Raw genomic sequence first — 14295 nt, forward strand, 5'->3', positions numbered from 1 at the left:
CCCTCCTTGATTTTTTGAGCAAGAAAGCCCTAAATAGGGCTTTTAAACTGGATATACAGGATGTTTACGATCCGTGAATACTTGATATTTACTCATATACATTTCGAATCGTCCTTTTAGCTCTTCACGTAAATTGTTTGGATGAACAATACCATCAATCACCATCTCAGATGCTAAACGGTAAATATCAATATCTTTCTTATACTCTTCTCGTTTTTCAGCAATAAAGCTTGCACGCTCTTCTTCTGGTAAAGCTGCTATCTTATTTGCATATACAGCATTGACCGCTGCTTCTGGACCCATTACTGCAATAGAAGCTGTTGGTAATGCTAAGCAGCAATCTGGTTCAAACGCTGGACCTGCCATTGCATATAAGCCAGCTCCATATGCTTTTCGAACGACGATAGAAATTTTCGGTACAGTTGCTTCACTCATTGCAGAGATCATTTTTGCACCGTGACGAATAATTCCGGCACGTTCTACTTTTGTACCAATCATAAATCCAGGTACATCTGCAAGGAATAATAATGGAATATGGTATGCATCGCATAAATTTATAAACTTCGCTGCTTTATCAGCTGAATCGTGGAATAATACGCCGCCCTTCATACGCGGCTGATTTGCAATAATGCCAATTGGCTTACCATCAATGCGTGCTAAACCTGTAATTAGTTCTTGAGCAAATAATTTTTTCACTTCAAAGAAAGAACCTTCATCAATAATTCTGTTAATGAGATCTTTCATATTGAAAGGAGCATTTTGATTTTCTGGAATGATTTCTTCTAACGTTTTATCGAACTGTTTCGGTTCTTGAGGTGTAATCAAAGGAGTCTTTTCTAAATAGTTACTTGGAAAATAAGAAATATATTGTCTTGCTTGCGTAATTGCATCTTCTTCTGTTTTACATAAAACATCTCCGCATCCTGATACTGAGCAATGCATACGTGCTCCGCCCATTTCTTCTAAAGTTACCTTCTCACCGATAACCATTTCAGCCATACGCGGAGACCCTAAATACATAGAAGCATTTCCTTCAACCATCATAACAACGTCACAAAATGCTGGAATATACGCACCACCAGCTGCTGAAGGTCCAAATAATAAACAAATTTGTGGCACTTTTCCAGATAATTTCACTTGGTTATAAAAAATTCTTCCCGCACCGCGGCGTCCAGGGAACATTTCAACTTGATCTGTAATACGCGCTCCAGCAGAATCAACTAAATAAAATAACGGTACACGTAATTTTTCAGCTGTTTCTTGAATTCGTAGAATTTTTTCAACTGTACGTGCTCCCCATGATCCAGCTTTTACAGTCGAATCATTTGCCATTACGCACGCAGTACGACCATGTATTTTACCAGTCGCAGTTACAACACCATCAGCTGGTAATCCAGTTTGTTCACAATTTGCAAATAATGCATCTTCCACATATTCACCATTATCGAATAAAAGAGCTAAACGATCTCGAACAAAAAGTTTCCCTTTTGCTTTGTTTTGTTCATGATATTTCGGTGCCCCGCCTTGCTTAATTGTTTCAACTCGTTCTTCAAATGAATTAGATTGTTGTTTTTGATCTAACATATTTACTCCCCCTTATACATTGGTTTGCGTTTTTCCTTGAATGCCTGTAATCCTTCTAATCTATCTTTCGTATGGATTACGCCCTCATACGCCTGTTTTTCCATTTGTAAGCCGGTATGTAAATCTACTTGAATTCCATTTGAAATTGCTTCTTTTGCTAATCGAACAGCAATTGGACCATTTTTAGCAATTCGATCTGCAATTTCAATTGCTTTCTCTTCTAGTAAATCAGCTGGTACTACGAATTCTACTAAACCATATTCTTTCGCTTCTTGCGCCGAAATACGTCTTCCTGTATAAATTAATTCTTTCGCTCTACCGACTCCAATTAATCTCGGTAAACGCTGAGTACCACCTGCTCCAGGTATAATTGCAAGAGAAGTTTCAGTAAGACCTAGACTTGCAGTGTCAGAAGCAATTCTAAAATCACAAGCTAAGCTTAATTCAGTACCTCCGCCAAGTGCGATTCCATTAATAGCAGCAATAACTGGTTGTGGTAATTGTTCCACCATCTCCATAGTAGAACGAATCATACCCACAGCATGGCGAACTTGTTCTTCACTCATGTTGGCACGCTCTTTTAGATCAGCACCAGCGCAAAATGCTTTTTCGCCATCCCCTGTTAAAATAACAACGCGCGTATTTGATTCTTCGTTTATTTGAGTTAATATAGTTTGTAATTCTTCTAATAATGCCAAAGATAATGAGTTTGCTTGTCTTTCACGATTTAACGAAATCTTTACAACGTGCGGTGTAACATAGTCAACTGAAATGTTTTGTAATTGCAGCATCTTCTCACCTACTTATCGTTTTATGTTGAAGCGCTCTATACACATGACTCGGTAATTGGATATTTAACTTACTTTGAATAAACTGACTAGCTCTCAATAACTTTTCTTCATCAATATTAGTTTGGACTCCCAGCTTATGGAGCATATGCACTAAGTCATCAGTAGCAACATTACCCGATGCTCCTGGTGCATAAGGACATCCTCCGAGTCCACCACAAGAACTATCAAACGTTGTAATACCATATTCTAAAGACTTAACTACATTCGCCAGAGCCATTCCATACGTATTATGAAAATGCATTGCAAACTGCGAAGCATCATACTTCTTTAATAGATGTTCTAATACTTGTTCTACTTGTAATGGATTCGCTACACCAATCGTGTCACCGAGAGAAACTTCATAAATGCCGTATGAAAATAGTTGATTACATATTTCGTCAACTGCTGTGGCACTTATATCCCCTTCATAAGGACATCCAAATACAGTAGAAACATAGCCTCTTACCTTTTTACCTTCGAACGTTGCCTGTTTTGTTATATCTTCAATTACAGCTAATGCTTCTTTAATAGATTTATTAATATTACTTTTATTGTGAGATTCACTTGCTGATAAAAAAACATTCACCTCATCTACATTTTGCAAAAAAGCTCGTTCCAAACCATTTTGATTTGGAACAAGCGCTGCATATGTAACATTTGGATCCCTTTTTAGCTCAGAAAACACATCACTTGCATCTGCTAATGCAGGAACCCATTTAGGGTGAACGAATGAGGAAACTTCAACGTACGACAATCCCGCTTCTGTAAGTAGTTGAATCCATTTTACTTTATCTTTTGTGCCAACAATCTTTTTTTCATTCTGTAAGCCATCACGTGGCCCGACTTCTTTAATGACAGCAAAATTAGGTAGTTTCAATTCGCTTCCCCCTATATCTCCCTATTCAATTTCTAGTAATACATCTCCTTCATTTACAAAATCGCCTTCTTGTACGTTAATTTTCATAACAGTTCCGGCTTCTTCTGAAACGATTGGAATTTCCATTTTCATAGATTCCAAAATGACGACATCCTGCTCTTCCTCTACTGTATCTCCTACTCCTACAACAATCTTCCAAACATTTCCTGCCATCGATGCATATACTTTCGTCATCATTTTTTCCCCCTTAATATTCATAAATCTTACTTTTTAACAAGTTGTTTCGTTACAAAACCCGTTGTATAAATACCACTTTTGAACACATCGTCTCCGAGTACTTGCAGTAACATTGGTGTGTTTGTTTTAATACCTTCTACTTTTAACTCTTCTAGAGCAATTTTTAATTTTGAAATCGCTTCTTCACGAGTTTCACCATGTGCGATTACTTTCGCAATCATTGGATCATAGAAAGGTGTAATCGTTACTTGATTCTCCAAAAAGTGATCAATACGTATATTTGTCGGTAACGTTAAATCTGTAATTTTCCCAGGTGATGGGAAGAATGTTTTCGGATCTTCTGCATAAATACGAGCCTCAATGGCATGACCACTACGTTTTACATCATCCTGTGTAAATGATAGCTTCTCACCATATGCGATAAGTAATTGTTGTTCAACTAAGTCTAACCCAGTAATTTCTTCTGTAACTGGATGTTCTACTTGTAATCTCGTATTCATTTCTAAGAAATAAAAGTTCTTTTGATCATCTACAAGAAACTCAACTGTACCTGCATTTGTATAACCAAGTGCTTTAGCAGCTTGTACAGCAACTTCTCCCATAGCCTTTCGTGTATCCTCATCTAAAAATGGTGAAGGTGCTTCTTCAATTACTTTTTGATTTCGGCGCTGCACTGAACATTCGCGTTCCCATAAATACACTGTATTACCATGTGTATCTGCTAAAAGCTGAATTTCAATATGATGTGCATCTGCTATATAGCGTTCTAAGTACATTTCTCCGTTACCAAAGAAATTTTGCGCTCTTGTTTTATTACTTTCAAATGCTTTGGTGAGCGTTTGCTCAGTTTCCATCAACTGCATTCCAATGCCTCCGCCGCCCGCGGATGCCTTAAGCATTAATGGATAACCAATTTGTTTTGCAATTTCAATTGCTTCTTCAGCAGTTTCTATATTTGTAGTAATGCCTGGAACTACTGGTACATCTGCTGCTTGCATCGCTATACGTGACTCAATTTTACTTCCCATCTTAGTAATGATTTCTTCTGAAGGACCGATAAATACGATGCCTTCTTCTTTACAGCGAATCGGAAAAGATGGATTCTCTGATAATAATCCGTACCCCGGATGGATTGCTTCAGCATTTGTCTTCTTAGCTATTTCCATAATTTTTTCAAGGTTTAAATAGCTTTCTTGGACACGTGGACCGCCTACTAAGTAAGCTTCATTTGCCAATTTTACATGAAGGGCATTTTCATCAGCCTCAGAATAAATAGCAACGGTACGAATGCCAAGTTTTTGACAAGTTTTCATAATGCGAACTGCGATTTCCCCGCGATTAGCAATTAATATTTTTTGAAACATAGTGACTCCTCCTTTTTATCTACATCCTAAATGTCTTGCAATTACGAGACGTTGAATTTCAGAAGTTCCTTCACCAATTTCTAAAAGTTTTGCATCACGAATATATCGTTCAACTTCATATTCACGCATATAGCCATATCCACCATGAATTTGTACTGCATGATTTGCTATACGACTTGCAGCTTCAGATGCAAACAACTTTGCCATAGCCGCTTCTTTACCGAAAGGTTTATCGTTATCTTTTAACCAAGCTGCTTTATGTACTAAATTACGCGCTAATTCTACTTCAGTCGCCATATCAGCCAATTTAAATTGAATCGCTTGGAAATTAGAAATCGGTTTTCCAAATTGTTGACGTTCTTTCGCATATTGCAATGCACGTTCAAATGCAGATTGTGCAATACCTACTGCTAATGCTGCAATTGAAATACGTCCTCCATCAAGTGTATATAAGAATTGTTTAAATCCTTTATTTACATCACCAAGAATATTTTCTTTCGGTACACGTACACCATCAAGTACGATTTCACAAGTATTAGAAGCACGAACACCCATCTTATCGTAAGGGCTTGAAATCGTTAATCCTTCACTAGTAGTCGGTACGATAAATGCAGAAATACGTTTTTTACCATTGTCTTCAAAACCGTTGATAGCGGTTACAATAATTGTATTTGCATACTCTGCGTTTGTAATCCAGCACTTTTCACCACTAATAACATATTCATCGCCATCTAAAATTGCTTTCGTTTGTGTGCCCCCTGCATCAGATCCAGCATTTGGCTCCGTTAATCCGAAAGCACCTAACGTTTTACCTGACGCCATTGGAACTAAAAATTTCTGTTTTTGTTCTTCTGTACCGAAATAATAAATTGGAGAAGCACCTAATGAAATTGTTGCAGCATAGCTTAAACCTGTTCCACCACAAGCACGACCAATCTCTTCAACAGCTAACGCGTACGATAACGTATCGCCACCTGAACCTCCATACTCTTCCGGGAATGGGATACCTAATAATCCTAGTTCGCCCATTTTTTGAAATGTTTCATATGGAAATTCCGCAGTTTTGTCATAATATACAGCTTTCGGTGCGATTTCCTTTTCAGCAAAATCACGTACCATTTCTTTAATCATTTGTTTTTCGCGAGTTAGAGTAAATTCCATTCCGCTACACACCCCTTATCGAATATTGAGTTTCGACAGCGTGCGAGTTTCTACTACAAACATTACTTCTTAAAAGACACGAATATTAGTTAGACAATTGCTATAATTCTGTCATAACTTAATTTTAAAACAGATTCTGTACCAATGCACAAAAAAATTCCTACATTGTTCTACAACAACATAGGAGGTTTTGTGTCGAATTATGTAATTTATTGTTTAATAATCTCTACCTTTTCCCGAATCAGAAATTTCTACTAACCCTTCAGGGTATGGTTCGAAATATGTTTGTCTTAATAAATACTTTTCATCAAATCGAATGGCCCATGTTTTTAAAATGACAAGTAAACTACTAAGTGGGATTTTCTTTTCAGAATACTTCTGTAACAGCTCTAAAAAATGATCTTTTTCTTGTTTTTTTAGCTTTGTTTTAAAATATCCGAAAATGTGCTCACATACATTTACATTCGATGTATAGCGAGGCGCGCGAATAAATAATTCATATAAAGTCTTCTCATAGTTATCAAATACGACTTCAATTGTTTCATTTTTTTGATTTGCAATAATACGCCCTAATTCTTTTTGTTTCACCTGATTATATGCCATAAATAAATACTTATAATCTGATTGTAACGCTACGAGTTCTTTTATGTTTTTAGTATGTTTAATCATTTTGTAATGCGCGATTGTAAACAATCTTGTAAAGAAATGCTCTCTAATAATAAAATTCGACAATCTACCTTCTTCTTCAATTGGAAGATGCGAAAATTTTTTTATTACTGCTCCACCAAATAATCCAGTTCCTTTTCCTTTTACTGGCCCTTTTTCAAAACCAGAATAGATTTTCACATCACGAGTTCCGCAACTTGGCGAACGATTCTTCAAAATAAAACCGTCAACTTCAGGTAATGTTTGTAAAAATGCATTTGAAAATTCATTCATTTTTTCAGTTACATCTTCTCGTATTGACGGTTGTACAAGCCTATTCGCACCATTTTTTTCTACAATACGTATCGTTTCACGAGGAGTCCCTAAACCAATTTCTACTTCAGGACATACAGGTATAAATGTAACAAATGGCTGCAAGTTTCGAATTGTTAAATCTGGAACCATCTCTCCATTATAACGACAGGCATCAAATTCTAAACATTTACTTACAACAATTATCGGTTTAGCAAATTGTCGCATCACATTACCTCCGTGGCGTTAGTCCATACAATATAAATTGAATCGTATTTTCAATTTCCACTTCATCGTCCCATTTCTCTTCCGGCAATAATAAAAACCTCGTTAAGAGCAACCCTAATACAGCTGATAAAGTAAGACGTAATACGGAAGATGGTGGAAGTTCAATAATTTCCCCTTCTTCTTGAAACTTTGCAATCAGCTTTTTAAAATGTACAAGCAGTTCTGTTTCTATTAATTGTTGTATTTCACTTTTTAGTTCCGGCTGAAATGGTACTTCTTGAATTAATATTTTTATCATTGGAAAGTGCTTTTTAGCAAATTCAAATCTATTTTGAATTATTACTCTTAAAAGCACTTCATACGATTCATACTCTGTTTTAAATATTTCTTTTGCAAAGGCTTGTACGAAAAATGGTGCAGCAAACTTTGTTAAGGTCGGCATCACGACTGCAAACAATAAATCTTTTTTCGTTTTATAGTAGCGGAAGATTGTTCCTTCCGCTACACCAGCTCGCTTTGCAATTTCACTCGTTGAAGTTGAGGCGTACCCTTTTTCTCCAAACATATCAACAGCTGCCTCTAATATACGCATTTGACGTTCATTACGTTTATCAGCATTCGTTGCGGCAACTAATTCTTCCAGCCAATCCTTCTTCATTTATTGTGCTCCTTTTTATCATCATTATATTTTGCGATGTTTCTTTAATGCAAATACATTTCCTACTGCAAATAATAGTGAAAAAAGTAGTAATACAGTAAGATCTAATGCAATCTCTGTAAACCCTTGATTCCGAATCATTACTTGTCTCATAGCGTCAGCACCATATGTGAGTGGAAATAATTTACCTAACATTTGTAACCATGTATTCATGGATTCCATTGGAAACAACCCAGAAAAGAAGACTTGTGGCACGATAACAAGCGGTATAAATTGAATCATTTGAAATTCATTATTTGCGTATGCCGATAAAAATGTGCCTAATGTTAGTGCAGTTAAAGAAAGCATACATGTTATAAGTAGCGTTAGCCATATTGAGCCAGCTACATATAAATCTAAAATATAAACTGAAAAACTTACAATTATAATAGATTGTATAAGTGCAAAGATTCCAAAACCAATAATATATCCTAAAACTATTTCCCATCTTCTCACTGGTGTGGACAATAACCTCTCTAATGTACCACTTAAACGTTCTCTTACAAAAGATACTCCGGACAATATAAATACAAAGAAAAATGTAAAGAAACCAATTAATACGGGACCAAGCCCATCGAACATCGTAATGTCTTTAGAGCCATGTAAATAATCCACTTCAGGCTTCATCATTGATACATTATTCTTCTCTGTACTCTTTTGCAATACTTGAAGTACTGCACGGTTTTTTGATGAATCACTGCCTTCTAATAGAAGATTCATTTTTCCATTTTCTAAATGAATTACTGCATCTACCTTTTGCTTTTCTAATTCCGAAATTGCTTTGTCTTTACTATATTCATAAATTGATGCTTCTTGATTTTTCATTGCTTTTACTATAGGAGCAGGTACATCGACTACAGCAATATGCGGTATATAGTCTTTTTGTGTAAATATTAGCGATAATAACCAAAGTAATAACATTGGTGCCCCAAACATCATTGCTAAAGAACGCTTATCTCGAAAAAATTGACGAATGATACGGATGACTACACCATTAACTCTCATGATTCAATCACTCCTTCTAACATAAAGACATCTTCAATTCGTCCAGAAGATGTTTGTTTTTTCAATTCCTCCGGTGTGCCAATCGCAACTAAATTCCCTTCTCTAATTAGCCCTAGACGTTCGCAAAACTCAGCTTCATCCATAATGTGCGTTGTTACAATAATAGTTGTTCCTTTCTTTTTAAGGTCATAAAACTTCTCCCAAATCGATTTTCGAAGTAGAGGATCTATCCCAACTGTTGGCTCATCTAAAATTAATATTTCTGGTTCATGAAGGAGTGCTATCGCCAATGATAAACGTTTTTTCATTCCACCTGAAAAATGCTGTACTTGCTTTTTCACATGATCTGATAATTGCAAAAATTCAAAAACTTCTACGATTCTCTCTTTCTTACGCTTACCTTTTAACCCATACATCGTTGCAATAAAATCTGCATTTTCATATGCCGATAGTTCTTCGTATAATGCATCAGCCTGAGCCATATAACCAATTCTTTTCATTTCATTTAGATTAGGCATGTTTGTATTAAAAACAATTACATCCCCTGTAGTTGACTCATTAATACCTGCAATCATTTTAATGAGTGTTGTTTTCCCTGATCCGGAAGGTCCAACCAAGCCAAAAATTTCTGCTTTTTCTACTTGCAGCGAAAGGTTATGCAAAACTTCTTTTTTCCCAAATTTTTTTGATACATCTCGTAAAATAATTGAAGGTTGCTGCACTAAAAATCCCCCTTTTCTTTAAAATGAGTGAGTACTCACTTTTATTTTACTCTCGAATTATTATATGTCAAACTTTTCAAACATATATTTTTTCTGTTATTTACTAAATCAATGAAACAGAGTCGACATTAGAATATCTTTTCTTAAAGTCGACTCTGTTTCATTGTAAATTATTTGATTTTTGTTATGTTTTTAAATTTAAATACCTTCTAATTCTAGCAACATCTAATGAATATTCGATAACTATTTGCTGTATTGGTAATATAACCGTTTCCGGATATAAATGTGCATATTGTAACGTTTCTGCATACTTTTCCAACCGTTTTTCTAAATACTTTACAATTTGCTCAGGATGACTTACTAATAAAGACGTACTATAATAATGAATTTGCTCCTCAATCGCCGTATATTCTTCAATTTCAAATTCTTTATGCATTTGTACACCCCTTTATATTTTTAATATTGCTTAATAATAACTATTTTAACTCGACTAATTTTTAAGTTTTTTGATTATTTACACTATAACAAACTCAATAGGTCAAATTTTGTTACTTTATGTAACGTTGAAAAATTTTAACAAAATTGTAATGGAAACTTGTACTCAAGAAAAACTACCTTTAAATTATTCTCCTGAACAAAAAAGCCGTACAGATTAATTTAACTGCACGACTACAATCTCAGGTCTATTAAAAACTCTTTGCGGAATGATACTATTGCCTAATCCTCTACTAACTATCATAGACGTATTTTGTTGTTCATATAAACCCGCTGTATATTTGGGCAGTATTCCTTGATTAGGAGCAACTAATCCCCCGATAAAAGGTAACCGAACTTGCCCCCCATGTGCATGACCCGATAACACTAAATCTACTTGCTCATCAGCATATGCTTCTAAAAATTCAGGCCTATGGGATAATAATACATTATACCTATCTGGCAGCGTTTCAATTTTTGCTTTTACAATTGCATCTTTTACAATACTTCCTTCATCAATATCTCCAGTATTAAATTCCGGATCATCAATTCCTAACAAGTTTATTTCGTGTCCTCCCTTTTGTATTATTACATGTTCATTTCTTAAAACAGTGACATGCTGTTTCTTTAATTTTTTTTCTAAACTGTTATATTTCCCTGACCATTTTTCATGATTTCCTGTCACAAAATATACCGGATATTCCTTCACAAGTTCTCGTATTACTTGCATACTCATTTCTGCATCGTACGATTTACTGTCTATTAAATCACCCGTAATAGCAATAATATCTGGATTTATGCTTTTTACTTTTTGAATTAAAACGTCTTGATTATCACCAAATTTTTTATTATGTAAATCTGAAATTTGTAGTATTTTATATCCTTTAAAAGAAGAGGGAATTTTACTAGAGGTTATTTTAACCTCAGTTATACTTATTAAATTGTTTTGTAAATATAAAAAGATACTAATGCCTACTAATATACCAATAATTAATATGATTCTTTTAATCTTCTTGTTCATACTTCCTCCTAAAATCTTAATCAGTACTACAGTTCACAATAAATATTACGTGCCCTTCGCATTCAGAATAACTGAAATTTTTTAATTGATTTGTAGTATTTGTTATAGTTTTATACGCCACTTATAAAATTTTTCAATCGCATGCGTGTATGATGTCATGCTCATTTCTCAGTAACTTTATAGCAGATCACTGGAATCTCTTCATAATATTAACATTTATCTTACTTCGTTTGATAACTATATCATGATAATTCCTATAGTTTTTTATAAAAATATTGTGTACTTTTCTCGAAGTATATACGACATTTGATTACAAATATATTATTACCACTACGATTTTAATTTGTTTAAAACGTACAAAGAGAGAATTGAAACACTAAATTGCCTTATGAAAAGGTATTACTGTATTATTTATTAGAAAATTGAAAAAACATGTGTAGATAGCTATCATTGTAAGTGCATATATAATTAACTTTAATTTTCTGACATAATTTCACATAATTCTTAAACTATTTTTTTGCGTGCATTATGAAATAAAATATTGCCCCATGTCAGTCTTTAAAAAATTATATATCATAACTTTAAGGGAGGAAGAAAACTATGAAGATGAAAAGAAAAATCATGATGACGACAGCACTTGCAGCTACATTGGCTACAGGTGCACTACCAAGTACATCGGTGTTTGCTGCTGAAAAAGAGGCTCCTATCCAACAAGAAGAGATACAGATGAGTATTCAACCATTTGCACAAAATAATTTGGAAACAGCAGTTAAAGCTGCCTTAAATGGTCCAGAAGTTAAAAAAATTAAAGTATTTGAGCATGAATTTAATGTAAAACCAATTGAAGTAGTAAATTTAGGTGGCGGTAAAACATATGTTAAGGGACAAATTTCTCATCATTTAAGTTTTCGTCCAGATGATCAATTTTATTATGAGTTTACAGTGCAAGATGGAAAGGTAATAGATAAGCCTGTATTTAATATTGATAGAGGTGGTTGGACACCATTTACTGCTCCACTTTTATCAATTCTTGCTGCGTATAATGGGATCCCAGTAAATCCAAATGATTTAAATGCACTTGGTCAACAAATTGGGAAAGTTATAGATGGAAGCTGGGAACATGCAGCCCAATCTATCGCAACTGTAGTTAGTTTAAGTTTTAATGAATAGAATTTTTAAATTTTTATTAGCATTGTAGAGATCCACTTTTCCTAAGTAGCCTTGTTATAAGAAATTCTGAAACAGCTATAAATAGATTTTTACCACTCAGTCACATTATCTTGATTTGTTAACCACCTTATCATTCATTATATGTCACAAAATAGAAGTCTTTTTTAAGACTTCTGTTTTGTTTGTATACAGTACAGCGGAAAGTTTGTTTTTTACCCATCTATGCTTCAATTCTTTAAGAATCCGTTTGACTATTAGATACAATTTATTACAACAAACTATTAAAATCTCAAATAACTTCCTACCCTATTTTGATTTTTTCAAACACAAAAATTCATTACTTTAAGAATGAAAACAATAGATGTAGTAAAAAATCATCTTGTTTTATTATATCTATTGTTTAAAAGTCAGGAGAGATAAAATGAACAAAATAAAAATGAGGAATTTTTTTAAAATTAGTATCCTTACTTGTTTCACACTAGCAAGTTTAAGTACACCATCTACTATTTTTGCTGATAGTCATCCAGGTTATTCCTATGAATCCAATATAGGCTATCAAAACCCAGCATGGATGTCGAAAGTAGCAGATTCAACAAAATTGAGTGAAATATCTATTCCAGGGACTCACGGTACAATGGCTTTACATGGAGCAAGTTTTCTTGATGAAAATTTGACAAGAAATCAAACTATGAGTCTACCACAACAATTAAATTCCGGAATTCGATATGTAGATATGCGTGTTAAACGTGTAAAAGATTCTTTTGCAATGTACCATGGGATTGTAAATCAAAAAGCAATGTTTGAAGATGTATTAAAAGAGGCAATTCAATTTTTAAAAGATCATCCTACAGAAACAATTTTAATGCGCTTAAAAGAAGAAACTACTCCTGAAAGTGGCTCACTATCATTCGAGGAAATACTTAATAAATACAAAGACCTTAATTCTTCCTATTTTTGGGATCCGAGTTCTGTACCAACTTCAAAAAGAAATAATCCTACTCTAGGAGACATCCGAGGGAAAATTGTAATCTTACAAAACTTTACAGCCTCTCAGCAATATGGTATTAATTACGATAGCTTAAATATACAAGATACATTTGAAATTGAAAACGGACCCGACGGAATGTATGAAAAATGGAATGCGGTGAAAACCCACCTTCAAAATGCAAATAATAATTTTAATAATGATAAAATCTATCTTAACCATTTTAGTGGCACAGGTGGTGCTGCTGCATTATTAAATAATGTTTATCCTTGGTTTGTTGCAAGTGGTAAAGAGAGCAGAAATACTGATAGTAACCCCAAGATGATTCAAAAAGCTACAACTAATGCGTGGGAAGATTTCCCTCGTGATATAAATGGTCAAGTATTTTATGGTGGAATGAATACACTTGGAACTGAGTTCTTACAACAAGGTGGAATGAAACATACTGGTATCATTGCAGCTGATTTTCCTGGACCAGGTTTAATTGATAGTATCATTAAATTAAATGGTATACATTCGAATGAAAAAGAAATATTAATTTCGCAAATTTCTTCCGAATCTAGTCCTTTATCCGGTCAAAAAAATCGATCCAGTCAAAACTTTAAAATTGATAGTTTACCTGTAGGTACTAAGGAATTAAAATGGATTATTGAGCCTTCAGAAAAAGATCATCCTTCTACTATTTCTTTCAATGTAATGATTGATGTTTCCCTAGGTACAGATTCTATTCGTTGGAAAAATATTTCACATGGATCTAGGACTGAAGCTTATACGAATACTAAATATTATATTGCAAGCCCACTTGGTGCCACTAACAAATTTACAGTGAAAATATACGCTATTACAAATTAAAAAATAAAGAACCCCAATGGAATTCCTTTTTGATGGAATACCATTGGGGTTCTTTAATAATTTCATTTCGTATATATTGGGATGAAGAGTAAAAATTGCACCCCTGTTCCGGTATTGCACATAGAATAAGT

At 34.2% G+C, this 14295-nt stretch carries 14 protein-coding genes; 2 read left to right on the plus strand and 12 right to left on the minus strand.

The features are described from left to right. Positions 1-42: 42 nt before the first annotated feature. The 12 genes from BG05_RS19000 to BG05_RS19055 form a co-directional block, all read right to left on the minus strand. The gene (locus BG05_RS19000) at positions 43-1584 is read right to left on the minus strand and encodes an acyl-CoA carboxylase subunit beta (protein ID WP_002017014.1); all 1542 of its coding nucleotides are present in this window, start codon (positions 1582-1584) and stop codon (positions 43-45) included. A gap of 2 nt (positions 1585-1586) precedes the next feature. Next, positions 1587-2375 carry an enoyl-CoA hydratase gene (locus BG05_RS19005; RefSeq protein WP_002017012.1) on the minus strand — a complete coding sequence of 263 codons (789 nt, stop codon included), beginning with the start codon at positions 2373-2375 and terminating at the stop codon, positions 1587-1589. A gap of 4 nt (positions 2376-2379) precedes the next feature. Continuing rightward, positions 2380-3291: a hydroxymethylglutaryl-CoA lyase gene (gene mvaB, locus BG05_RS19010; RefSeq protein ID WP_002017011.1), complete on the minus strand. Its 912-nt coding sequence runs from the start codon at positions 3289-3291 to the stop codon at positions 2380-2382. A 21-nt stretch (positions 3292-3312) separates the two neighbouring features. After that, positions 3313-3528 carry an acetyl-CoA carboxylase biotin carboxyl carrier protein subunit gene (locus BG05_RS19015; protein WP_001985297.1) on the minus strand — a complete coding sequence of 72 codons (216 nt, stop codon included), beginning with the start codon at positions 3526-3528 and terminating at the stop codon, positions 3313-3315. 26 nt (positions 3529-3554) lie between these two features. Further along, positions 3555-4892: an acetyl-CoA carboxylase biotin carboxylase subunit gene (locus BG05_RS19020; protein WP_003189363.1), complete on the minus strand. Its 1338-nt coding sequence runs from the start codon at positions 4890-4892 to the stop codon at positions 3555-3557. 15 nt (positions 4893-4907) lie between these two features. After that, complete coding sequence (locus tag BG05_RS19025) at positions 4908-6053, minus strand: acyl-CoA dehydrogenase (protein ID WP_002032227.1); 1146 nt, start codon at positions 6051-6053, stop codon at positions 4908-4910. Positions 6054-6269: 216 nt separating this feature from the next. Further along, positions 6270-7238, minus strand: a complete 969-nt coding sequence (locus BG05_RS19030) for a YbgA family protein (protein WP_003189360.1) — start codon at positions 7236-7238, stop codon at positions 6270-6272. A 4-nt stretch (positions 7239-7242) separates the two neighbouring features. Continuing rightward, positions 7243-7896, minus strand: a complete 654-nt coding sequence (locus tag BG05_RS19035) for a TetR/AcrR family transcriptional regulator (RefSeq protein WP_002032224.1) — start codon at positions 7894-7896, stop codon at positions 7243-7245. A 24-nt stretch (positions 7897-7920) separates the two neighbouring features. After that, entirely contained in the window at positions 7921-8940 is a 1020-nt protein-coding gene (locus tag BG05_RS19040; RefSeq protein ID WP_002127488.1) for an ABC transporter permease, read from the minus strand. Continuing rightward, positions 8937-9662 carry an ABC transporter ATP-binding protein gene (locus tag BG05_RS19045; RefSeq protein WP_003189355.1) on the minus strand — a complete coding sequence of 242 codons (726 nt, stop codon included), beginning with the start codon at positions 9660-9662 and terminating at the stop codon, positions 8937-8939. Before BG05_RS19045 ends, BG05_RS19040 begins: the two co-directional genes overlap by 4 nt. Before the next feature lie 184 nt (positions 9663-9846). Next, the gene (locus tag BG05_RS19050; RefSeq protein WP_002017002.1) at positions 9847-10098 is read right to left on the minus strand and encodes a hypothetical protein; all 252 of its coding nucleotides are present in this window, start codon (positions 10096-10098) and stop codon (positions 9847-9849) included. Positions 10099-10314: 216 nt separating this feature from the next. After that, positions 10315-11157: a metallophosphoesterase gene (locus BG05_RS19055; protein WP_002032218.1), complete on the minus strand. Its 843-nt coding sequence runs from the start codon at positions 11155-11157 to the stop codon at positions 10315-10317. Positions 11158-11757: 600 nt separating this feature from the next. Between BG05_RS19055 and BG05_RS19060 the strand changes: the two genes are divergently transcribed. Both BG05_RS19060 and BG05_RS19065 read left to right on the plus strand, forming a co-directional pair. Next, on the plus strand, positions 11758-12327 hold the full coding sequence (locus tag BG05_RS19060) for a hypothetical protein (RefSeq protein WP_003189353.1): 570 nt from the start codon (positions 11758-11760) through the stop codon (positions 12325-12327). 421 nt (positions 12328-12748) lie between these two features. Further along, positions 12749-14164: a phosphatidylinositol-specific phospholipase C gene (locus BG05_RS19065; RefSeq protein WP_002127484.1), complete on the plus strand. Its 1416-nt coding sequence runs from the start codon at positions 12749-12751 to the stop codon at positions 14162-14164. The last annotated feature ends 131 nt before the right edge of the window (positions 14165-14295 follow it).

Source organism: Bacillus mycoides, from assembly GCF_000832605.1.
Lineage (GTDB): Bacteria > Bacillota > Bacilli > Bacillales > Bacillaceae_G > Bacillus_A > Bacillus_A mycoides.